This is a genomic window from Nostoc sp., from assembly GCF_036917375.1.
Lineage (GTDB): Bacteria > Cyanobacteriota > Cyanobacteriia > Cyanobacteriales > Nostocaceae > Nostoc.
In genome coordinates this window covers 1-24,146 of record NZ_JBALDN010000021.1, presented here as the reverse complement: position 1 = coordinate 24,146, position 24,146 = coordinate 1, and the positions used below count along the sequence as shown (strand labels likewise).

21 protein-coding genes and 1 pseudogene are annotated in these 24,146 nt (G+C 43.3%); 19 read left to right on the top strand and 3 right to left on the bottom strand.

The window, feature by feature from the left end:
- Positions 1-536 precede the first annotated feature (536 nt).
- Entirely contained in the window at positions 537-2,468 is a 1,932-nt protein-coding gene (locus V7K45_RS05390; protein ID WP_335001125.1) for a S9 family peptidase, read from the top strand.
- Between the two features lie 85 nt (positions 2,469-2,553).
- A complete protein-coding gene (locus V7K45_RS05385) occupies positions 2,554-3,150 on the top strand; it encodes an amino acid kinase family protein (protein ID WP_335001123.1) in 597 nt (198 codons plus the stop codon).
- A 283-nt stretch (positions 3,151-3,433) separates the two neighbouring features.
- Here the strand turns inward: V7K45_RS05385 and V7K45_RS05380 are convergent, their stop codons facing one another.
- The 3 genes and pseudogenes from V7K45_RS05380 to V7K45_RS05370 form a co-directional block, all read right to left on the bottom strand.
- The gene (locus V7K45_RS05380; RefSeq protein ID WP_335001121.1) at positions 3,434-4,687 is read right to left on the bottom strand and encodes a DnaB-like helicase C-terminal domain-containing protein; all 1,254 of its coding nucleotides are present in this window, start codon (positions 4,685-4,687) and stop codon (positions 3,434-3,436) included.
- A gap of 66 nt (positions 4,688-4,753) precedes the next feature.
- The gene (locus tag V7K45_RS05375; RefSeq protein WP_335001119.1) at positions 4,754-5,065 is read right to left on the bottom strand and encodes a hypothetical protein; all 312 of its coding nucleotides are present in this window, start codon (positions 5,063-5,065) and stop codon (positions 4,754-4,756) included.
- A gap of 401 nt (positions 5,066-5,466) precedes the next feature.
- Positions 5,467-6,450 (bottom strand): annotated as a pseudogene (locus tag V7K45_RS05370) (IS4 family transposase); the annotation flags it as partial.
- 330 nt (positions 6,451-6,780) lie between these two features.
- On the opposite strand from V7K45_RS05370, the gene V7K45_RS05365 reads away from it, so the two are divergent.
- From V7K45_RS05365 to V7K45_RS05285, 17 genes are all read left to right on the top strand, one after another.
- Positions 6,781-7,014 (top strand): helix-turn-helix domain-containing protein, encoded by a 234-nt coding sequence (locus V7K45_RS05365; protein WP_335001117.1) that lies wholly within the window; start codon positions 6,781-6,783, stop codon positions 7,012-7,014.
- Between the two features lie 201 nt (positions 7,015-7,215).
- On the top strand, positions 7,216-7,530 hold the full coding sequence (locus V7K45_RS05360; protein WP_335001115.1) for a hypothetical protein: 315 nt from the start codon (positions 7,216-7,218) through the stop codon (positions 7,528-7,530).
- A 211-nt stretch (positions 7,531-7,741) separates the two neighbouring features.
- Positions 7,742-8,542 (top strand): hypothetical protein, encoded by an 801-nt coding sequence (locus V7K45_RS05355; RefSeq protein WP_335001113.1) that lies wholly within the window; start codon positions 7,742-7,744, stop codon positions 8,540-8,542.
- An 84-nt stretch (positions 8,543-8,626) separates the two neighbouring features.
- Entirely contained in the window at positions 8,627-8,827 is a 201-nt protein-coding gene (locus V7K45_RS05350; RefSeq protein ID WP_335001111.1) for a hypothetical protein, read from the top strand.
- Positions 8,828-9,205, top strand: a complete 378-nt coding sequence (locus V7K45_RS05345) for a hypothetical protein (RefSeq protein ID WP_335001109.1) — start codon at positions 8,828-8,830, stop codon at positions 9,203-9,205.
- 122 nt (positions 9,206-9,327) lie between these two features.
- Entirely contained in the window at positions 9,328-15,372 is a 6,045-nt protein-coding gene (locus tag V7K45_RS05340) for an AAA family ATPase (protein WP_335001107.1), read from the top strand.
- The gene (locus tag V7K45_RS05335; protein ID WP_335001105.1) at positions 15,369-16,025 is read left to right on the top strand and encodes a response regulator transcription factor; all 657 of its coding nucleotides are present in this window, start codon (positions 15,369-15,371) and stop codon (positions 16,023-16,025) included. The genes V7K45_RS05340 and V7K45_RS05335 overlap by 4 nt, the downstream gene beginning before the upstream one ends.
- A 246-nt stretch (positions 16,026-16,271) precedes the next feature.
- Positions 16,272-16,799: a DsbA family protein gene (locus tag V7K45_RS05330; protein WP_335001103.1), complete on the top strand. Its 528-nt coding sequence runs from the start codon at positions 16,272-16,274 to the stop codon at positions 16,797-16,799.
- A 176-nt stretch (positions 16,800-16,975) separates the two neighbouring features.
- The gene (locus tag V7K45_RS05325) at positions 16,976-17,938 is read left to right on the top strand and encodes an NAD-dependent epimerase/dehydratase family protein (RefSeq protein ID WP_335001101.1); all 963 of its coding nucleotides are present in this window, start codon (positions 16,976-16,978) and stop codon (positions 17,936-17,938) included.
- Between the two features lie 20 nt (positions 17,939-17,958).
- The gene (locus V7K45_RS05320) at positions 17,959-18,366 is read left to right on the top strand and encodes a hypothetical protein (protein WP_292854300.1); all 408 of its coding nucleotides are present in this window, start codon (positions 17,959-17,961) and stop codon (positions 18,364-18,366) included.
- Positions 18,367-18,491: 125 nt separating this feature from the next.
- A complete protein-coding gene (locus V7K45_RS05315) occupies positions 18,492-19,235 on the top strand; it encodes an SDR family oxidoreductase (protein WP_335001098.1) in 744 nt (247 codons plus the stop codon).
- A gap of 43 nt (positions 19,236-19,278) precedes the next feature.
- On the top strand, positions 19,279-19,926 hold the full coding sequence (locus V7K45_RS05310) for a nitroreductase (RefSeq protein ID WP_335001096.1): 648 nt from the start codon (positions 19,279-19,281) through the stop codon (positions 19,924-19,926).
- A 248-nt stretch (positions 19,927-20,174) separates the two neighbouring features.
- Positions 20,175-20,702 carry a universal stress protein gene (locus tag V7K45_RS05305; protein ID WP_335001094.1) on the top strand — a complete coding sequence of 176 codons (528 nt, stop codon included), beginning with the start codon at positions 20,175-20,177 and terminating at the stop codon, positions 20,700-20,702.
- A gap of 109 nt (positions 20,703-20,811) precedes the next feature.
- A complete protein-coding gene (locus tag V7K45_RS05300; protein ID WP_335001092.1) occupies positions 20,812-21,093 on the top strand; it encodes a hexameric tyrosine-coordinated heme protein in 282 nt (93 codons plus the stop codon).
- Between the two features lie 52 nt (positions 21,094-21,145).
- Entirely contained in the window at positions 21,146-21,835 is a 690-nt protein-coding gene (locus V7K45_RS05295; protein ID WP_335001090.1) for an alternative oxidase, read from the top strand.
- A 205-nt stretch (positions 21,836-22,040) separates the two neighbouring features.
- On the top strand, positions 22,041-22,253 hold the full coding sequence (locus tag V7K45_RS05290; RefSeq protein ID WP_335001088.1) for a hypothetical protein: 213 nt from the start codon (positions 22,041-22,043) through the stop codon (positions 22,251-22,253).
- Between the two features lie 129 nt (positions 22,254-22,382).
- Complete coding sequence (locus V7K45_RS05285; RefSeq protein ID WP_335001086.1) at positions 22,383-23,981, top strand: GMC family oxidoreductase; 1,599 nt, start codon at positions 22,383-22,385, stop codon at positions 23,979-23,981.
- Positions 23,982-24,146: the final 165 nt, after the last annotated feature.

Here is a 24,146-nt window from a genome sequence, read left to right as displayed (position 1 = left end):
ATTGCTGCAATGAATCAATTTAAACCTGGTTATGCTTCTGGATAATTTAACTTATTTACTACTTACTTATTCCGGAAAGTGACAGAAGAGGGTTATATCTGGGATGATGTTGATGCTGGCAGCTAACTCTTGGTGACAGCAGTTTCAAGATTTTTGGTTAGTTTTACATAAAACACAAAACAAAAGAAGAAGAATATTACATACCAAACGAATTATGTATAAACCAAGAGACAACGCTTTAAAAGTCCCCTACCCTATTTTATTTCGCTTTTCAAGTGCTGCCCTGAACTCCTTGCTCAGGGGAGTTTTTCTTATACAAGTGGCCTCCTTTGAGTCTTGCACCCGTTGGCCGGCAGTGGGAGCTTACGCTAATGATCTGGTTGCCTAAAATATTTATATTAAAGAACTTTCAATTACGTAGCTTGCTGCTAGCTAGAGGCTAGGATTACGAATTACGGATTAGTATAAGTGGGTGTGTCAAAGTTTTGCCTTTACAGACAATGTATGATTCTTGGGAACAGGGAGCAGAATAAAGCGTGATAAAAGCAGAAGTAGCGTCTTACGGATGTTGGCGATCGCCGATAACAACAGACTTAATTACCGCAAGTATAATTGGGTTGGGACAAATTGCCCTCTGTGGCGAAGAGATTTACTGGAGTGAGTTACGACCATCAGAGTCAGGTAGAAATGTCATAGTGCGGCGGAGTGCAGATGGTGAAATTCAGTGCCTTACGCCTAGTGGCTTCAATGTGCGTACTCGTGTGCATGAATATGGTGGCAGTTCCTTTCTTGTGGTGAATGGCACTGTTTACTTTTCCAACTTTAGCGATCAACGCCTATATTATCAACAGAGCGATCGAGAACCGCAAGCCATCACCCCAATAGCTGCCACACGCTATGCAGATGGTGTTTTCGATCGTCAAAACAACCGAATTATTTGTGTGTATGAAGATCATACAGATGTGACAAAGGAGGCGAGTAATAGTTTAGTCGGCGTGGAACTAGACGGAGATCGCAAAATCCAACTATTAGTATCTGGAAATGACTTTTATGCTTCGCCTCGCCTGAGCCAGGATGGTTCACGTTTAGCTTGGCTGACTTGGAACCATCCGAATATGCCTTGGGATGGGACTGAACTATGGGTTGGGGAATTAAAGGCAGATGGTTCTTTGGCAAATACTCACAAAATTGCTGGGAATTTAGATGAGTCTATTTTTCAGCCACAGTGGTCGCCAGATGGTCAGTTGTATTTTGTTTCTGACCGTACAGGTTGGTGGAATATATATCGTTGGCAAGATGAAAATGTAGAAGCGCTAACTCAAATGGAAGCAGAATTTGGTCTGCCGCAATGGAATTTTGGGATGTCCACTTATGCTTTTGGGTCTGCCAACCAGATTATTTGTACTTATACCCAACAAGGCATTTGGTATTTAGCAAGCCTTGATACACTAACACGTAACTTAGAACTAATAAATACGCCCTACACAGATATTAGCTCTCTGCACGCCACCTTTAAACAGGTAGTTTTTCGCGCCAGCTCGCCAACTCAATCAGCAGCAATTGTCCGTTTGGATTTGGCAACTAAAGAGCTAGAAGTACTACGGCGTTCTAGTGATGTAACTATTGATCCTGGTTATCTTTCTTTACCTGAAGCCATTGAGTACGAAACAGCCGATGGCAAAACAGCACACGCCCTTTTCTACTCACCTCGAAACCGTGACTATACGGCTCCTGAGACTGAAAAACCGCCCTTGATTGTCAAAAGTCACGGTGGTCCCACCGCAGCAACTTCTAGTAGCCTCAATTTTAGCATTCAGTATTGGACTAGCCGAGGAATAGCGGTTTTGGATGTAAATTATGGTGGCAGTACAGGGTATGGGCGGGAGTATCGGCAACGGCTTTCTGGGAATTGGGGAATTGTAGATGTGGATGATTGTGTTTTTGGTGCGCGTTACTTAGTGTCACGGGGAGATGTAGACGGCGCTCGTCTAACCATTTCCGGCGGGAGTGCAGGTGGTTACACAACGCTTTGTGCCTTAACTTTCCGAGATACTTTTAAAGCAGGAGCCAGCTATTTTGGTGTCAGTGACTTGGAAGCTTTAGTTCGGGACACACATAAGTTTGAATCCCGTTACTTGGATGGTCTGGTTGGTCCTTATCCACAACAGCGTCAGATTTATCAACAGCGTTCGCCAATTAACTTTAGTGAGCGTCTAGCCTGCCCAATGATTTTTTTCCAGGGATTAGAAGATCGAGTAGTTCCGCCCAATCAAACTGAAGCAATGGTTACAGCCCTAAGAACAAAAGGTGTACCTGTGGCTTATGTTGCTTTTGAGGGTGAAGAACATGGTTTCCGCAAAGCCGCAAACATCAAGCGTTCTTTGTCAGCAGAACTTTACTTTTATTCACGAATTTTCAATTTTGAAATTGCCCAACCAGTCGAGCCTGTAGTCATTGAAAACTTTTAGCTAAGTAGTTGTAATCAACTTTTGATTTTTTTGTTTAGGATTAGTTTCTTATAAGTTTTTGTCTTTCCCCATTTAATATTTGATTATGGAATTAGTATTAGTGAAGCTAGGAGGTTCCTTAATTACTGACAAGGATAAACCTTATACTGCTCGAAGAGAAGTTATAACACAACTGGTTGAGCAAGTGAGCCTAATCAAACATGAAAATCCTAATCTGAAACTGATTATTGGTAACGGTGCTGGTTCTTTCGCCCATCAATCAGCGAATAAATATAATACAATTAATGGTTTTTCAGGTGATGAAGAAAAACTAGGGTTCTGTTTAGTTCACCAAGATGCTTTAGATTTAAATTTCTTACTAGCTAAAAGTTTTTTACAAGCAGGTTTACCAGTGGTAAGTTTGCCACCTATTACTATGATAATCACTCATAATAAGAAACTGTTGAAGAGTGACTTCAGTGTAATAGAAAGTAGTCTACAAGCAGGTTTAATTCCTTTAGTTTTCGGTGATGTAGTTCTAGATCAAGCTATTGGTGGCGGGATGGCTAAGAAAGTTGAGGAGTTTTTGACTATTTCTAGTTTAGGGATTGACTGCTGGATAATTGATGGGAATATCCCAGGGAATTTAGCCTCTTCAGTTTTAGGTACGCCAACTCTAGGCACTTTAATTAGGGCATTTTAACTAAAATGATTTCAAAACTGTTGGTAGTTAATCCGAATTACTTACCTTTAATCTTTTGGAGATAACTCATTGAGAAAGGCAGAGGGCAGTTCGAGCTTGCGGCAGCGATGAATCTATCCCACTAATAAATTTCTGCGAACCCAGATGTAAACTCTCGCTAAGGAAAGAAAGCCATTAAAGCAGGCGGAAGGCGGAAATTCCCTCTCACCACACAACCTCTGTGCTTCTTCTTTTCTGTCCCCTGCTTGTTGGTTGTCCTCTTCCTTACCTGTAGCAACACATTTCAAGCGAGTTGCTCTCGGTTTGTCATAAAAATGCTCCTGATAATTGTTTCTGTATGTGAGTAAATAACTGCGCGGCAAAACTGGGAGGCACAGAATAGCCGATTAATTGACCCCGCCGTAGCAGTCTCTTTTGGCCACTCATACCAAGACGGAAACCCTTGCAAAATTGCAGCCCCTTCAATAGACAAAGATTTGACCGTACCATCCGGCAACCAGATATCAGCGAACCTACTACGGTTGCAACCTTTGTGATCTGTGAAATGCGATCGCAGAATGGTGTTGCAAGGTAAATGTCCAGGCTTATACTTCATTCCGTTGCGTCCCCCAACTTTCTGTATTAGCAGTGGCGTTGGTTCATTAGTTGTCAGAAATTGTTCTACCGCTTGCCGTTGTTTGGGGAGTAGTTGGGAATCGATCATGCTGGGGATGAGATGCGCGATCGCCTTGTACCATCCTATTGGTTTTCTGCGAGTTGGTAAGGCAACCCGAAACCCCCTACTTGCAACCAGAACTAACCGCCGCCGCGCCTGGGGCAACCCAAAGTCAGCCATGTTGACCACGCTGTAATCGACCGAGTACCCCTCTTGTTCCAAAGCATCCAAGATGATGGCAAAACTCTGACTGTTCTGATAGCGCGGCACATTCTCCAGCGTAAACACCCGTGGCTGCAACTGTCGGATGGCTTTTGCTACTGCGATCGCTGCACTCAGATCATCAGCCGTTTCAATACCCTTACCCGCTTTGGCTGTGTGGGCTTGGCTGAAGTTGGCACACACCGGGGAGGCGTGGAGATAGTCGGGGCGGCGGGGAAAACCTAGAAATCCTAACCGTGCTATTTCTTGAACTGTTAGCTGGATGACTTTGCAACCATACTCACTGAAGTTGTGGTGATGGGTTTTGGCGATCACCCTGCTCAAGTCTGGTTTACTTGGGTCAAACTCCACTGCAATAACTTGGCTACGGATTTCATTAAGAGAAGGGCAAGATTCGTCGTTGATGAAAATCTGTTGTTCGCTTAACTGTGCGATCGCCACGCTCAAGGGTTGCCACTGGCTGTCAGAGACATTCCCAGTTTCTAAGAAGTTATTTTCAATGCCAGACTCGCGGCTCAAGAATCGCTGTACGTACTCATCAGTAGACATTTCCAAGCTGAAAACGCAGATAGGCATCTTCCCGGTTTTGGCAACATTGAGAGCGAGATTACCAGCCAAAGCAGATTTACCAACAGAAGGACGAGCAGCCAGTACATACAACCGTCCTTTGCGAAAACCACCGCCGAGTATACTGTCCAGGTCATAAAATCCACTGCTTGTTGCTGGTCAGCATGTACCAGCATGACGCGCTTCAATTTCGGTAAAAGTGTCGGCTAGGGTATGAGAAATATGAACCAAGTCAGAGGCAGAATGCTCAGACTTAATGCTGTAGACTTTTTGTTCGGCTTCGTCGAGAATTACAGGTAAATCAGTTTCGGTGGCATAGCCCAGCTTGACAATCTCAGTTCCCGCTTTTATCAACTGCCGTCTTTGGTATTTTTCCACAACCAAATCGGCGAAAGCATCGATGTTGATAGCTGACACAGTACGGTCAACCAGAGTTGCGAGTTTGTTGCGTCCACCATTAAGTCTCTTCACATTTAATAATTTTTAGTTCTCTTGTACTACTTTGGCAGCTTTTTTTGATGTGTGACAGTTAGGGTGGGGAAGGTGGGTTATAAAGTCGAAGGCTAATTCCTATCCTTACTTCGGATTGGTTTGTCCTTTTTCCCTTTCATGCAACAAAGCCGTGAAATGGTATTACATCATGATGAAATAAATTCATCCAAAGTAAAATTGCTATGATCGCCAAATTATCAATCCACAGATAGATGCAATGCGAGGTGGAATTTTATACACCCCGCATTTTCCAGATTTGTTGATGTTGGTTGTTGCTCAGTAATAAAACCTTAATTACTTTTAAACAACAACCACAAAGTTGTTGTTGGTTAAAGACCAATATAAAAACTACTATGTCGTCGAACAATCCTTAAAGATTATTTAATTCGTCCAACATATTTTTGAACACCCATGCGTTTAATTTTTTGACCAGATATAGTTGCAGCCGTATAAGCAAGTGAGATTCATAATATTAAGGAAATTAGCCTTTGTCCTGATACATTAGTATTTTCTAAGTTATAACCACCGCTCTTAAAATCTCTAAACATCTCTACCCTTCGGGAACGCCAAGGGCGAACAATATCAAAACGTTGTTTATAAGCTCTAATAACGGAATCTAAATCATCTAAGTTGGTAAGGATAAACCAACCCTCCTCCGGCGCAACTCCTAAACGTTTACGCTTCCATTTAGCAGCAAGAATAAAGCTAATAAATTCTGTAGACTTTGTATATTTAATACCTTGATAAAAGAAAGAAAGTCCAGGCGCTAAACCTAAATCTCTTAATTGCAGCCAAATTTCCGGTTCTATTTCTATAAATGCATCTTTTTTTAAGCGTAAACAGAAATATACTTTCTGCTCTGTCAGCCAGTTAGCTAGTTTTACAGAGCAAAACTCTCTATCTGCTAATACAAAAGTTTGATAATTATTAAAAAGGGGTAATGCTTTATTAAAAACAGTTTTTTGCTCATCAAAATTGCTCGAACCTAACTTGTCTAATAACTCAAAATATATTGGGATAGACCTTTTATCCCAAACTACACTAATCATTAAGAGATTAATACACCCCCAATTAGTCCGGTCAATTACTAAATAAATAACTTCATTTAAGGGAAAATATATCTCTAACCAGCTTTTAATAATTGGGAACCAAATTTCTTCAACATTTATGTAATTTAATGACAAAAATCTTTGGACTTCCTTTCTTCTACTTTCAAAAAATATGGGGATAGGTAAAGCAGTAGCCAGTGCTTCAATGCTAACAGTTTTAATAGATTGTAATAAATTTATCAGGATTTTTAGTAATAAATATTCTGCACGTCCCAATTCTCGCTTGAGGTTTGTCTCGTAGAATTCTGGTAACATTATCATTAAATAGAGCTTGTTGCGAATGAAGGCTCTTTTTCTTTTACCACAAATTGCTACACTACTTGCCATATATCTATTTCAGGGTATTTTGTCTCCCCTCAAGGTATGTCATGATTAAGATTCCCTGTACGAATGTATGGGTTTTTCAAAAGGCGATCGCACGAAGTTTTCCAGGCTGTGAGCGGTCGCCTTTTGTTTGTCTCTATGATTATCATATTAGTCGCTACGACTAATGCTGTCAAACCATCGACTAACTTATAATCCGTTAAGATTTATGCTATAGTCGCAGCTACTAAGGGGCAAACACAAGGAGGTGTAAGGTTAAAGATGCCGATATTTATAAAAGAATCAATGCCGATTAAGTGGCGCTTGGCTGTATTGATGGCTGATAGAGAAATTGATTATAAAGAGCTTGCCGAGATGACAGGTATGCATCCTGTGACTATCAGTAAGCACAAAAATATACGTGTGATGCCAGAGAGGTTAGAAAGAGAGACATTGGAGAAATATTGCAAAGCTCTTAACTCATATCTTGCACCTGATAAAAACAATCAGTATTAACCAAGAACAATAAAATAAAAGTAACATCTAAAAATGGAGCTTCTACTTTATATACTAGTATTATAAACTACATTTTGCATCAGGGTATATACAAATGACATATACAAAGATGGGAATAATGTCATCTGCATAAAGATATTTTTATATGTTCGTAAAAAATGAGAGAAAAGGGCGTAGATAACATAAATAACAGCAAGAAAGATGGAAACCATTCTTGCCCACGCCCATACCCTAATGTATACGATTCTGGCATTGATGCCCAGTTGTGGACAAGGTACTCTTTTAGGAATTTATCGTTGGTTAGTCTTATCCATTACTGCCTATTTATTAGCATATTGGACGTATCTTTCATCCTGTTTACCTGATTCTTTGGACTGGGGGCAAGCTGCTTTTCTTGCACTATCTACTTTTTTACCTCATTTAGTCTTGTCTTTATTGCTACTAGATATTGAACGGCTTCGACCCTTAGCACTTAGTCATGGAATTGACATTACTATTTCCAGGTGCAAGATATGAGTTAACTGTCAACCCGGTGATTTGTTAACTTATGTGCCGGATGAACCGAAAGGGCAAACATTGTAGTGTATCGCTTTTAACAAACATCTGCTATCTGATAAGTCAAAAGCATTTTTCCTCTGAAGCTGTATCTCTCTTATGAAAGCTCGATTTTTAGAATTGATTTTCGATCGACTCTAAGCAATGGCACTGAACCAAAAGAGGTGGAAAAATGAATAAACCACCCCGTAATCGCAGCAAAGCCACCTCTCCCGCATCTACCGATTCAACTTCAGCAGCTAACTCTGTAAATGAGGATATCTCCCAGCAAGAAGAAAACCCAGCTATTGCAACAATTACAGTTAGTGCTGTTGAAGTAACAGAGTTGACCCAGGAGGAGCAGAGCGATCGCGTACACTTGGAGCGGAAAGTAGAACGGGCGTTTTTTGAAGCGGGGAAAGCACTGACGGAATTGCGTGATCGTCGGCTTTACCGTTCAAGTCACCGCACGTTTGAGGAATACTGCCGCGATCGCTTTGGCCATAGTCGTCGCCAGTCTTATCTTTTAATGGATGCGGCTGTTGTTTTTGATAACTTGGTTGAAATTTGTGATCAATTTGATCACAAATTGCCCACAGCAGAGGGGCAAGTTCGACCCATGACAAAGCTTGAACCCCAGGAACAGCAAGAAGTGTGGCTAAGATCGGTAGAATTTGCTGGTGGTAAAGTGCCGACTGGTAGAATCGTCAAAGATGTTGTGCAGCGCATCATGGAAAGGACAAAAGTACCCAATACCTACCAAATCGGCGAAGTCTGCCAAATCTTAGCCAAAGATAATCCAGAACTCAGGGGCAAGGGTGGCTGCTGGGGGATTGTCAGCCAAGTAAATGAGTTCAGTTGCACCGTGAGGATATGGGATGGCGAACACACGGTTGGGTTGCAACATCTGAAGAGAGCGGTTTTTGAGGCAGGTAAGGCACTGGCCGAATTGCGCGGTCGCAGGTTATATCGCTCGACCCACAAGACGTTTTAGGAATATTGCCGTTCTCGGTTTGCGTATACTCACCGCCATGTAAATTATTTAATAGCTGCTTCAAATGTAGTTGACAACATAATAATGGGAACCAATGGTTCCCAAAATGAGATATCGGATGAAATGGGAACCAATGGTTCCCAAATTTTGCCTACAACCGAACGCCAAGTTCGACCACTGACTAAGCTAGAACCATCGCAACAGCAAGAAGTATGGCGGCAAGCGGTGGAACAGGTAGGGGGAAAAGTGCCGCCAGCCAGAATTGTTAAAGATGTGGTGCAGTGAATGATGGAAAGGACGAAAGTACCAAACACATACCAAATTGGCGAAGTCTGCCAAATTCTTGCTAAGGACAATCCCGAACTGAGAGGCAAAGGTGGCTGTTGGGGTATCGTTAACCATGTGGGCGAATTCAGCTGCACTGTCAAAACCTGGGATGGGGAATATACGGTTGGATTGCAACATCTGAAGTCCTTCAGCTACTTACCTGCCGAGTGTGAGCAAATGCAGTTAATCAGCGATCGCATCAATCGGGTGTATTCCGATTTACTGGAGGAGACAGTCAAAAGTCTGTTGCAGTCGTTGGGGAAGCTGAATCGGGCTTATTTAACGGCTGTGGAAGAGAAATTGTTGAATGTTTTGGAGATTGAAAGTAGACTTTAGCTACCAAATTATTATTTCATCAAACTCTTTATAGATAGAAGGAAGCGGTAAGTAATCCTTCTAATAAGGAGAATTGCTGTATAGTTTGAGGTATGCCAGATTATCCTCTCAAGAGTTGCTCTATGATTGCTCTACCTGGTATTGCTATCCAAAATAAGATATACGAAAGTTCTAATTCTCTAGTGTATCGGGGCATCAGAGACGATGGAGTAGGGATCGTCGTAAAAATGCTAAAGCTTGATTATCCCTCTCCCCAAGAACTGACTCGCTACAGACAGGAATATAAAATTACCCGCTCCCTAAAATTAGAAGGAGTTATCAAAGCATACAGCCAGCAGGACTATCAACGCACTCTGGTGATTCTCTTAGAAGATTTTGGGGGAGAGTCCCTAGAGAAATGGATGCACAAGCGCCCAGATATCTTCTACCCCATGCCCTTATCCACTTTTCTCGGTGTTGCGATCGCTACAAGCGATATTCTAGGCAGAATCCATGCAGCCAGTGTCATTCATAAAGATATCAACCCTGGAAATATAGTTCTCAATCTGGATACTGGTGTTGTCAAAATTATTGACTTTGGAATTGCCACCCAATTTAACCGCACGAATCCGACTTTCAAAAGTCCTCATGTTTTAGAAGGGACACTCGCATACCTATCTCCAGAGCAAACTGGGCGGATGAACCGTTTACTCGATTACCGTACCGATTTTTACTCCCTTGGTGTGACATTTTACGAACTGCTCACTGGACAACTACCATTTCCCACCACAGACGTGCTGGAGCTAGTCCATTGTCATATTGCCAAACATCCTATTCCGCCTCATGAAATAAATACAACGATTTCTAAGCCAGTTTCAGATATCATTCTCAAACTGATGGCGAAAAATGCAGAAGATCGCTATCAGAGTGCCTGGGGAATCAAAGCGGATTTAGAAATTTGTGTTCAACAATTAGAAGAAATCGGTCAAATCTCTAGCATTCAACTTGGGCTTCAAGACGTTTCTGGTCAGTTTCAAATTCCCCAAAAACTGTATGGACGGGACAAGGAAGTTGCAATGTTACTGGCGGCGTTTGATCGCGTAGCGTGTCCAGAGTCAAATCGCGTCGAGGCTTTATCAAACAATTCGGAAACGACTTCACAATGGGAACAAAGGGGCAATCCCAAATTCCAAGTCGAAATAATGTTGGTATCTGGATATGCTGGCATTGGGAAATCCGCGTTAGTGCAGGAAATCTATAAACCAATCACCCAAAAGCGCGGCTATTTTATCTCTGGCAAATTCGATCAATTCCAGCAGAATATTCCTTACAGTGCGATCGCAGATGCTCTGCAAAAATTGGTACAGCAATTGCTCAGTGAACCAGACAAACAAGTGCAACAATGGCGATCGCGTTTGCTTGTAGCTTTAGGAAACAACGGACAAATCATTATTGATGTCATCCCAGAAGTTGAGTTAATTATTGGCAAACAGCCACCTGCGCCGGAAGTTGGCGCAACTGAAGCTCAAAATCGCTTCAATCGGATTTTTCAATCGTTTGTGCGGGTGTTTTGTTCCAAGTCACATCCCCTAGTTATTTTTCTAGATGATTTGCAGTGGATAGACTCAGGAACGCTGAAGTTAATTGAGTTGATGCTGCTAGATGAGCAAATTCAATCCCTATTTTTAATTGGAGCATATCGAGATAATGAAGTAAATTCAACGCATCCACTGGTATTAATGCAAGAAAAACTGCGAAAAAAAGGAGTAGTTTTTCAAGAAATTATACTGACACCCTTAACGTTCTTGCCGTTGAATCAGTTGATTGCCGAGACACTACATCACAATACTGACACCGTTCGTTCCTTAGCTCAGTTGGTGTTGCGTAAAACCGAGGGTAATCCTTTCTTTGTCAATGAATTTTTGAGGACGCTGTATAGCGAAAATCTGTTGACCTTTGACCCCTTTACTAAGAGGGAACAGAAGGGGGTAGGAGGCTGGCAGTGGAACATTGCTCAGATTAAAGCTCAAAATATCACTGATAATGTTGTGGAGTTGATGCTTCACAAGTTGAAGAAACTGCCAGAGAATACACAGCAAATTCTTCGGTTAGCTGCTTGCATTGGCGCTGAATTTAATTTAAATACGTTAGCGATCGTGTGTGAGAAATCGCCCAAAATGGTTTTTCAGGATTTACTACCAGTGGTACAAGGAGGATTCATTCAACCCCTGTCTGAATTAGATGAGGACTTGTTAGTTCAAGAGTATAAGTTCTTGCACGATCGCGTACAGCAAGCAGCTTATGCCTTAATCGATGAGGCGCATAAACAAGTTGTTCATTTACAAATTGGTCGCAATCTACTATACAAAACTTTACCGGAGTGCCTATCAGATAGGTTATTTGAAATCGTTGATCATTTGAATCATGGGATTGAGCTTGTCAGTGAGCAACCAGAAAGAAATGAAATTGCTCGATTAAATTTAATCGCAGGTCAGAAAGCAAAAGCTGCGATCGCCTATAGTGTGGCGAAAAAATATTTAGCCACAGCAAGAGTTTGGCTAGCAGCTTCTAGCTGGCAAACCAACTATGACTTGACCTTAGATTTATATTTAGAAACAACAGAAGTCGAGTATTTGTGTGGCAATTTTGAGCAGGTAGAATACTGGGTTGCGCTCGTTGTGCAATCAGCCAAAACAGTTCTCGATCTCGTAAAAGTTTACGAAGTCAAAATTCAAACTGACATGGCGCAAAGCCAGCCATTGAACGCTATTGACACTGCATTGCAAGTTTTGCAGCAACTAGGGATCAGTTTTCCCAAAGAGTTAAGTAAATCATATATTCAGCTTGAGATAGATACAATTACATCACTTCTTGGTGAAAAGCCAATTGGAGACTTGAGCCATTTACCAGAAATGACCGACCCGGACAAGTTAGCAGCAATGCGAATTTTATCAAGCATTATGATTGCTGCCCAAATAGCTGCTCCTGATTTGATGCCGCTACTAGCATCGAAACAAGTCAACTTGTCAATCCAGTATGGCAATGCTTTTACTTCTGCTTTTGCATACGCCAACTTTGGGCTAATTCTTTGTGGGATGGTCGGAAATATCGAATCTGGCTACCAATTTGGACAGCTTGCTTTGAGGTTGTTATCGCAGTCTAAGACTCATGCACTCACAGCTAAGACATTCTTCATTGTATATGTCTTCATTATCCACTGGAGAGAACATATTAGAAAAACATCGCAGCAATTACCAGAAGGTTATCAAAGTGGGCTAGAAACTGGAGATTTAGAGTTTGCTGCCTATTGCGCTCATACTTATTGCTTGCAATCCTTTATCGCCGGAAAGGAACTCGTGGAACTTGAATGCGATTTGAGAACCTACGGTGAAGCAATTCATCAAATCAAACAAGAAACACCACTCGCCTGGAATCAAATATTTCAGCAGTCTGTCTTAAATTTGATGGGACGCTCGATTAGTCTAACAAGTCTAATTGGTGAAGCTTACAATGAGGAGAATAGACTGCCCCAGGATGAAACAGATGGAGCCGTAATTTTTCTAGTACATTTCAACAAACTTTTCCTATGCTATCTATTTTCTGAATATTCTCAGGCAATTGAAAATGGGAGCAAGGCACAAAGACATTTACTCAAAGCAAGAGGGACAGCGCTTTATCCTTTGTACTACCTCTATGACTCTCTGGCAAAGCTGGCAATATACCCCGAAAGCAGCGCTCAAGCGCAGGCAGAAATCCTCAAAAATGTTGATGTTAATCAAGAGAAAATAAAGCAATGGGCTAATTATGCCCCAATGAATAATTTACATAAATATCACTTAGTACAAGCAGAGATTACAAGAGTTTTAGGCCAATTATTAGAGGCAGAAGAATTCTACGAACAAGCAATTCTTGGAGCTAGAGAAAATGGATATATCCAAGAAGAGGCATTAGCTTATGAATTGGCTGCGAAACATTATTTGGCGCGAGGTCGAGAAAAGTTTGCTCAAACATATATGAGGGAAGCTCATTACTGCTATGAGCGTTGGGGAGCGGCTGCGAAAGTAAGAGATTTAGAAACTCGCTATTCGCAGCTATTTACTCAGTTATCGAATGTAAATAACACATTAATTCCCGAATTTTCTAAAACTACTTCTAATAACTCATCTATTGAATTTGATTTAGCCTCTGTACTAAAAGCATCACAGGCGATTTCGAGTGAAATTGAACTAGATCAATTGCTCACCTCCTTGATGAAAATATTAATTGAGAACGCTGGCGCACAAACAGGATTTCTAATTTTGGAAAACTCAGGAGAATGGGTAATTGAAGCTGCTGGCAAACTCAATGATGGTGATAATGTCTGTATTACGCAAGTGCTGCAATCTATCCCAACAGCAAATCTCGTACCGGAATCGATTATTAATTATGTTATTCGTACTCATGAGTGTGTCATTTTAAATAATGCGACTCGTGAAGGTAATTTTATTAATGAGCCATATATTCAACAGCATCAACCTCAATCAATCTTATGTATGTCACTGCTGAACCAAGGTAAGCTCGTTGGCGTATTGTATCTCGAAAATCAATTAGCAACTGGAGCATTTACCCCAGAGCGAGTCTCCTTTGGAGACGCTACGCGAACGCAAGTTTTGCATCTTCTATCTACCCAAGCTGCGATCGCCATTGAAAATGCTAAACTCTACTCCAAACTGCAAAAGAGCGAAAGTCAGATGGCGCAATTCCTGGAAGCAGTTCCCGTAGGAATTGGAGTCGTAGATACACTGGGTCGCCCTTGCTACGCCAATCAACAGGCAATTCAACTATTAGGCAAAGGGATTATTCCTGGTGCGACACCAGAGCAACTCGCAGAAATTTATCAACTTTATCTAGCGGGAACAGAGCAACCATATCCCATTGAGAACTTGCCAGTGATGCGGGCGTTGAAAGGCGATCGCACCAGAATTGACGATTTAGAAATTCGCCAAAACAATGCGATCGTTCCAGTTGAAGGGTGGGGAACTCCAGTATTTGACGAACAGGGCAATGTGATTTATGCAATCTCAGCTTTTCAAGACATCACCGAACGCAAACAAGCAGAGCAATTGCTAGCAAATTATAATCGTACCTTAGAGCAACAAGTAGCTCAACGAACAGCCGCTTTACAGAAAAGCGAGGCAGAACTGCGCGAGCGAGAACAGGAATTAAGATTAATTACTGACGCTCTCCCCGTTTGTATCTGTTATATAGATACAGATCGGCGCTATCGATTTGCCAACCGAACTTATGAGGAATGGTATAACTGTAGTCGAGATGAAATTGTGGGTAAGCAGGTTCGTGAAGTCATGAGCGAGGCAGCTTATGAAATTATTGAACCGTACATGAATCGAGCGCTAGCCGGGGAGATTATAACCTATGAGGCAGAAGTCTCTTTCCCGTTGGGCAAAAAGTATCTTGCTGTCACCTCCATCCCCGATTTCGATCTCAATGCTCAGGTGAGAGGATATTATGGTCTGATTACAGATATTAGCGAACAGCGAAACGCTGCACTGCTTGAACGCAAACGTGCCGAAGAATCATCTATTTTAGAAGAACGCAACCGTATGGCGCGAGAAATACATGATACGCTAGCGCAAGCTTTTACTAGTATCATCGTTCACTTAGATGCTGCCTCCCAGAGAATCACTCTCGATCCAGATGCTGCTCAGTCACACCTGAAAACGGGGCGCATTTTGGCGCGTTCTGGGCTGGCAGATGCCCGTCGCTCGGTGGAAGCACTCCGTCCGCAAATATTAGAAGAAGGCGATTTGCATAGCGCACTCAATCGCCTCGCGGCTCAGATGTTTTCTCATACCTCAGCGCAGGTTGGCTGCAAAGCGATTGGTAAACCATATACTTTGCCGAAAGAGGTGGAAATGAATCTGCTTCGCATCGGACAAGAAGCCTTAACCAATGCTTTTAAGTACGCAAATGCCAGCGAAATCTGCGTTGAGTTACGCTATGAGCCATCGCAGTTCATCTTGCAAATAAAAGACAATGGGCAAGGTTTTGAAAGCAGTAGTTTGTCGGTCGGTCGAGGCTTTGGGTTACTTGGAATCACCGAACGCGCTGAACGGATTAGGGCAGAATTGACGATTTACAGCCAGCTTGGACAAGGGACAGAAATCGCAGTGAGGTTACAAATGCCATGACGCACCCGCACCTCTCATTATCTACACCAGGCTCCTCTGTTATCCGCGTCTTGATTAGCGACGATCATCCGTTTATGCGAGAAGGTTTAGCAGCCGTAATTGATTATAAACCAGATATGACCGTTGTTGGACAAGCCTGCAACGGGCGCGAAGCAGTAGAATTGTTCCGCCAACATCAACCCGATGTAACGCTGATGGATTTGCGGATGCCTGAGCTAAGTGGGGTTGAAGCGATCGCTACCATTTGCGCTGAGTTTGCCGACGCTCGGATCGTTGTTCTGACGACCTACGACGGAGACGAAGACATCTATCGGGGACTGCGATCGGGTGCAAAGGGCTATGTCTTAAAAGATGCAGAACCGGATGAACTACTGACAGCGATTCGGGCAGTTCACAACGGTCAAAAGTATATCCCCCCTGCCATAGGTGCAAAGCTGGCAGAGCGGATAAATAACCCAGAACTGAGCGAGCGGGAATTGGAGGTGCTACGTTTGATGGCAAGAGGCAAGAGTAACTTAGAGATAAGTACTGCTTTGTCAATTGCTGAGGGAACAGTCAAATTCCATGTCAAAAATATTCTGAGTAAGCTGGGAGTAGGCGATCGCACTCAAGCAATGATTGTTGCTCTAAAGCGCGGTATTATCACGCTTTAAGAATTTAGCAAAAGCAATAGATTCATCTGTTGAGAGTAGCACCTGCTCTTTAGGATAGGTTGCTCTTAGCCCTAAAAGTAAGTCAATCGCTATTCTTAGGGGTAGTGCAAAGACTCCTCGCAGGGGATGCGACAAATGGGGAGAAATTCACATATTTTGAGAATAAAGAAACAACATTCAATTTATCACTCTTATTTTAAGCGTTTTCATCGCAACTATACTATCTATAGGCCGCATGAAAAAACGATGAGCCAGACAAGCGATGGTGACGGGCTGCTCATACCAATTTCAAAACACGATAACATCCAAGGAACAATAGATACACAAACCATTTTAGTTAAATACGGTGACTATCAATGTCTTTCCTGTGGTGAGGTTCATAGGATGATTCAAGAGATTCAGCAACAGATGCAATTATGCTTTGTATTCCGCCATTTTCCGCGCATACATATTCATTCTCAAGCACAAAAGGCAGCAGAAGCGGCAGAAGCCGCCGCCGCACAAAATAAGTTTTGGCAGATGCACAATCTATTATTTGAAAATCAATATGCTCTTAACAATGGACATCTTCTAGAGTATGCCAATGAGATACAGCTTGATATCAATCGATTCCTTCAGGACATGACAGGCCATGTTCATGCCGAGCGGGTTGCTCAGAACATTCAAGGCGGTATACAAAGCGGTGTCAGTAATACGCCAGCTTTATTTATTAACGGAGTTCGCTATAGAGACGCCTGGGAAACAGAGAGATTACTCGCAGCGATTTTCGACTAGAGGCTACGCCAACACGTAGCTTATACCAATTCTGTATCTTTTAGTACGGTTGAACTTAAACGTGCTACTGCTCAGGTTTATTGGTGAAATGGCGATCGCTATTTAAAGTTTGAAACTCATATTCTTACAACTAACGATTCTCAAATATTTCACAGGTTTCAACAGGAGGTTCACAAATGAAGATTTTTGTTGCAGGCGCAACGGGAGCGATCGGTCGTCCGCTAATCACGCAACTGTTAGCGCAAGGACATGAAGTAGTTGCGTTGACACGTTCTTTAGAAAAAGCACAAACTTTAGCTGAACAAGGTGTGGAATTGGCGATTAGGCAGAGCCTACGCTTCGCGATCGCAGATGTGTTCGATGCAGATGCTGTTAAAGCTGCCATCACCCGCACTCAGCCGGAAGTGGTGATTGAACAACTCACTTCCCTCCCCAAAACCTATACTAATGAGTCGATGAGTGCAGCATCAGCCCTGAACACTCGCATCCGTCGAGAAGGAGGTTCTAATGTGCTGGCAGCAGCACAGGCGGCTGGCGTGCGCCGTTATTTGAGGCAGTCGATCGCATTCTGGGCGATTCCCGGTGCAGGATTAGCAGATGAAGAAACGCCATTAGCTTTTGATGCCTCGCCTGCGGTAGCAGCAGATGCTCACATAGTCACTGAAATCGAACGTCACTTACTTGAAACGCCCAACCTAGAAGGGATTGCTCTGCGTTATGGCTTCCTTTACGGGCCCGGTACTTGGTTTGCCCCTGATGGCGATGTTGCCCAACAGGTGCGACAGCAACAGTTCCCGATCGTTGGGAATGGGGAAGGCGTATGGTCGTGGATTCATATTGAAGATGCAGCGATCGCTACAGTTGCAGCAGCAGAGCGAGGTAATCCCGGCATTTACCTGATTACGGACGATCAACCCGTTACGGTGCGCCAGTGGCTTTCTGCTTATGCTCAATGGCTCAATGCTCCACCACCTCCGCAGGTATCGGTTGAGGATGCTCTGCGAATTAGTGGTGCGGATGCTGTTTATTATGGTACTCAGATGCGAGGCGCATCGAATGCTAAGACAAAACGCGAATTAAATTTTCAGCCTCGACCCTTGGAATGGATGGTTAACACCGCCGTGGCTCATGCCAGTTAAGAATTGAAGGGAGAAGAAAGATGAAGATTGCTCAATATGGAACAGCGATTGTAGTCATCCATGCGATCGTACACGGACTGCATGGTTTAGCGCATGTGGAAATCCCAGTTCCCCTCTCAATACTTCAGAGTTTATTTGTGGGTATTGTGATTTATGCGATTCCCATCATTGCAGTCGTTTTACTTTGGACACAGTTTTACCGCATTGGTAGCTGGCTCTTGCTCTTTTCAATGGCAGCATCAATCCTTTTTGGAATCTACAATCATTTGATCGTAATTAGTTCAGATCATGTGTCTCAAGTTTCCTTTGCAGGTTGGGGATTGCTATTCCAAATCACAGCCATTCTGACATTAATTGTGGATGGATTCGGCTCTTGGATTGGTATCTGGGCATTGAAAACCATTCAGGAGCCAGAAAAGGTTATATGAATTGTTTCGATTATTTTAATCACCATCATCTGTTATTGTTTATTTGCTTGCTCCCAATTTAGAGCAGTTTTCTTTCATTAGAAATACACACTGAATTATCCAATTTCTCATTGTACGGTATCTAAATGAACCACATACTCAAGAATAAACGCGCACTCATTACTGGAGGCAGTCGCGGCATTGGGGCAGCGATCGTCAAGCGTTTAGCTAGTGTTGGCGCTGATGTCGCTTTCACCTATGCTAGTTCACCCGATCGCGCGAACGAAATTGTGCAGGCAGCGCAGGCGCTAGGTGTCCAAGCTCTTGCTATCCAAGCCGACAGTGCCGATGCCAGCGCGGTAGTCGCGGCTGTTGAAGACACTGTGAACAAATTGGGTGGTATTGATATTCTCGTCAACAATGCAGGTGTACTGGCGATCGGCCCAATCGACGATTTCACGCTGGCGGACTTTGATCGAACCTTTGCGATTAACGTGCGTGCCGTGTTTGTGGCGACGCAAGCCGCAGTCAAGCACATGAAAGAGGGCGGACGCATCATCAATATCGGCAGCACCAACGCCGAACGGATGCCATTTCCTGGTGGCGGCGTATATGCCATGAGTAAATCTGCTCTACAAGGGCTTGTGCAAGGACTGTCGCGTGACCTTGGCCCACGCGGGATTACGATCAACAACGTGCAGCCCGGGCCGATCGCTACGGATATGAATCCTTCGGAGGGGGAGTTTGCCGAGATGCTCAAAAAGCACATTGCGGTAGCCCGCTACGGCACAGTTGACGAGGTTGCGGGGCTGGTTGCTTATCTGGCCAGCCCTGAGTCTGGTTACATCACAGGCGCAAACCTGATGATTGACGGAGGGTTCAGCGCATAACTGTTTAGCGATCGCATTTATTTCTCATAGGGTTGAATAAGATATGTTTGATCTTGACCAAACTATTAAAGACCGCCACTCAACACGCAAATTCTTATCTCAACCAGTGCCACGGGCTTTGCTTGATGAAGCCCTGACTCTAGCGCAGCTCGCGCCGTCGAATTCAAACATCCAACCGTGGCGTTTGGTGTTTGCCCAAGGCGATCGCCGCGATCGCTTGCAAGAGGTTTTGCTAAACCAAGCCAAGCAGCAGCCCACCGTCTCTCCTCTGCCTTCCGCCTTCCAGCATTACCGCCAGGAACTGGGAGCGCAAGTCTACGGGGCGATGGGGATTACTCGTGACGATAAAGCAAATAGACAGTTGGCCGTTCTGCGTAATTACGAATTTTTTGGCGCACCAATGGTTGCTATTGTCTGTATGCACCAAGATTTGGGTGTTGCCGATGCTTTAAGTGTGGGGATGTATTTACAAACACTGGTGTTAAGTCTAACCGCTCGTGGCATTGGCACTTGCGTAGAGGTTTCGCTAGCGGATTATCCCGAAATCATCCGCAACGAGTTGAACATTCCACCGGAATTATTAATCATTTGTGGTTTAGCCATTGGCTATCCCGATCCTGATTTTCCCGCTAATCATCTGCATATAAGCCGTGAGTCCGTTGAGAAAAACGTCTCGTTTCAGGGCGATTAACAAAAGGCTGGATTTTTTTCTACTAGTAATCTGCCAAATCAAGGACTAAAGTCCTTACTACAAACTTATTCACCCATCAAAGTTAGTGTGGTGAACTACTAGACGCTAAACGTAAGTCTAAAAGAGTATTTGCATTCCTACTGTCATCAATAGATGAAAATGATTTCTGTTGGAGTTTTTTATTCAGAAGAAAGTAAAGATGAAGATTGCTCAACATAATTTAAAAATTGTTTGATTCAGGAGATTTTATGTTTAGCAAGATTCTAGCTGCAATTGACCGTTCGCCAAATGGTAATGCTGTTTTTGATGAAGCGCTTACTCTAGCAAAGGCAACTAAAGGAAGCCTCATGCTGTTGCATATCCTATCTAGTGAAGAAAAGGATAGCCCCCAAACACCTACACTGCTTACTCTCGAATATCACCCATTGAATGGAGAACTTATAGAGGATTATTGGAAGCAGTGGCAAAGTTACGAAGAAGAGGGTTTTAAGTTATTGCGATCGTATACAGAATCAGCAACCAATGCCGGGGTGAGTACTGAATTCACCCAAAATTCTGGCAATCCCAGCCGGAATATCTGTGAACTTGCTCGAACTTGGGGCGCTGACTTAATTGTGATCGGTCGTCAAGGACATTCTGGTTTGAATGAGTTGATATTAGGCAGCGTGAGTAATTATGTGTTTCACCATGCTCCTTGTTCGGTGCATGTTGTTTATACTCCAGTTCCTCTTAAATCTGAAGTCCCCGTAGTCAATCAAGCGCAAGTAGTTCATTAAGAATGGTAATGCAAAAGTTAGATTCATAAACTTCAAGCTTTTGCCTTAGTTGTTGCCGTGAAATCAAAATTGTTCTCAACAAGTAAACACTAATTCAGGAATTTTTGACATGGATAATGTAATAGCTCCGAACAATTCACCTGTTGTAACGCCACCCGAAGTTACATTAGTTCCTAATAACTCACTATTGACTGATACACCAGAAGAAGGAAGACAACTGGCAGTCAAAATGGCACGGCTAATTATTAAACTGACTCAGCCGGATGAAGAAAAACGCAACCAACTGCGAGATGTATATGGCAATGATGCCATGATGCTGATTGCAGTTGGTCAGACGGTTGCAACAGAGTTTGCCACGATTGCAGCTGCTAATAACTACTGGCGGAAGTAATATCTCGAAATCGTCAAATCAGGGATTTGTTCTGATTCTAGAGGAATTCACCATGAAAGTTTTGATTCAAGCGATCGTCAGTTTTTTTGTATTTATTGTAGATTTCGTCTACGGAAATCGTTCTTACCCTCGGTTTTATGTGCTGGAAACGATCGCTCGCGTTCCTTATTTCTCCTATCTCTCGGTGCTACATCTTTACGAGACGCTGGGTTACTGGCGCAAAGCTGACTTGTTGAAAGTTCATTTTGCCGAAACCTGGAACGAATTACATCATCTGTTAATTATGGAATCAATGGGTGGCGATCGCTACTGGATTGATCGCTTCGTCGCTCAACACATTGCAGTTGCATACTACTGGGTGGTTGTTTTAATCTATATGCTGTTTCCCAAGTATGCCTACTACCTAATGGAGTTGATTGAAAACCATGCTTACCATACCTATGACGACTACTTGAAAACCCATGAAGCAGAACTGAAAGCTCAAAGAGCGCCCAAAGTAGCAATTAACTACTACCGCGATGGCGATCTCTATATGTTTGAAGAAACCCAGTTTACATCAGATCATAAATTTCGCCGCCCGAAAGTGGATAATCTCTACGACGTATTCATAAATATTCGGGATGACGAATCCGAACACGTCAAAACAATGGAGGCGCTCCAGTTACCAGAAGCGCGGCAAACTTTCAAAAGTCCTCATACGGTTTTTGAATTGGTGCCGACTAGCGTCGAGCAACAGGATTGATTCTATAGAATTCCTATTTGATTTTTGAATAACTAAACTGCTTAGAAGCTTGCCATACACGTTAAAAAAGAGGCAATAGAGCAAGCAGCTATTGATGAGGCCATTTCCCCCTGCCTCTTTTCTATTCCAACTATGAGCTAGCTCAAAGAGATTATTGATAAAAATTGTCAGAGTAAAGGTAGCTGAAGGCTATGAGGATAGCAATATGACTTTAACAAAAGCAAACACAACTGCATTCCTTGTGGAAACTCTCGCTAACCTCTACCTAAAAGGCAAGCCAGCCGAGATTTCTGACGAAACTATTACTCAACTCTGTGATTGGCTGATGGCTGAGTTTCACCAATTGCCCTTAAAAATTTTTATCGGCTTTTTAGCAACGAGCTATTTGCTATTTGTAGTGGCGTTGTTGCACGAATAGAGAGAATGAGTGTTGCTGCTTGGCTTGATTGCAAATCTGCTCACTTTGTGCAGCCAATCAAAAATATAGCGTTGAATAAAAATCTTAGTTGCAGTTATTGAAGTAGTTGAATACACAAGCAAGGATATCATGGCTCAATACGATTATGTGGTGATTGGTGCTGGTTCAGCAGGCTGTGTTCTTGCCAATCGTTTGACAGAAGATGGTGAAACAACGGTGTTGTTACTCGAAGCAGGGAATCCAGTAAATAAACCTGAGATTCAAGTTCCTGTAGCCTGGCCAAGCTTGCTAGGCACTGAAGTTGACTGGGCTTACTGGACTGAACCAGAACCACACCTGAATGGGCGGAAAATCTTGTGTTCGCGTGGCAAAGTCGTCGGCGGCTCCAGTTCAATCAATGCCATGATTTACATTCGAGGCAATCGCCACAATTTCGACCATTGGCAAAAGCTCGGCAATCCAGGCTGGAGCTATGAGGAAGTATTGCCCTACTTCAAAAAATCAGAAAACCAGCAGCGAGGCACATCCGAATTTCACGGTGTTGATGGAGCTTTGAGCGTCACCGATCCGATCGCCCCTACTGCCACCTCAGAGCGATTTATCGAAGCCGCAGCGCAAATAGGCTACGAGCGCAATCCCGATTTCAATGGCACACAACAAGAAGGTGTAGGACTGTATCAATTAACTATTAAAGACGGGAAGCGGCACAGTGCCGCCGCCGCATTTCTAGTGCCAATTCTTGCTCGTCCTAACTTAACGGTTCAAACTGGTGCATTAGTGACTCGAATTTTGTTTAAGGGAACTTCCACAATTGGGGTAGAGTATCTACACCAAGGAACGCTGCAACAAGTTTATGTTAATCAGGAAGTGATTCTGTCGGCGGGTGTATTCGATTCTCCCAAACTGCTGATGCTTTCTGGAATTGGGAATGCAGAGCATCTGCTCCCGCTCAACATTCCTGTGGTTGCTGATTTACCCGGTGTAGGTGAGAACTTGCACGATCACCCATTGGTTGCTGTTGGCTACAAGTCTACCCAAGCGCTACCCGCGATCGCATCAACCAGTAATCTAGTAGAAGCTGGATTATTCCTGCATAGTGGCAAAAGCAAGGAGCTTGCACCTGACTTACAGTTTCTCTTCAGCCCGCTTCTATGGGGTAGTTCGGACTCTGCCCCTGATGTTTCAGGTTCCACATTGATTTGTTGTCTGATTAATCCTCAAAGTCGTGGCACTGTGACGTTGCAATCAGCAAACCCTACTGACTCACCTACCATTCGAGTGAACTACCTCCAGCAGGAGGCTGATTTACAAGTGCTGGTAGAAGGTATTAAAATCGCCCGTCAGATCGCTCATTCTGGTGGCTTTGGTGAAGTCTTGGGAGAAGAAGTGGCTCCTGGTTCAGACATAATCATTGATGAGACGTTGGCGCAGCCCAGTGCAGGTATCGCTGCTTACATTCGACAAACAGCTACTACTTATTGGCATCCTGTGGGAACATGTAAAATGGGCAACGATTCACTAGCGGTGGTTGATGCTCAACTCCGAGTTCATGGAGTTGAAGGATTGCGCGTTGTCGATGCCTCCGTGATGCCAACCATTTTATCTGGAAATACGAACGCAGCCACCATCATGATTGGTGAAAAGGCCGCCGACTTAATTAAAGCCACACGACAAGAGATTCAAATTCCCTTAGACTGCACAACCTTGCAGGGCTACGAAAAGGGCTAGGATGCAGATAAAATAAGCCTCATAGCTCTCTCTCCTTGCTGGTAGTACTTACGCTTATGAGGACTTAATCTCAATAGACATCTCCGAAAACAGTTAAAGCCTTTGTGTGGCTAGGCTGTAGCCCGTAAATGCAATCATCTTAAATTAGTTAGTCTGTACGATAAA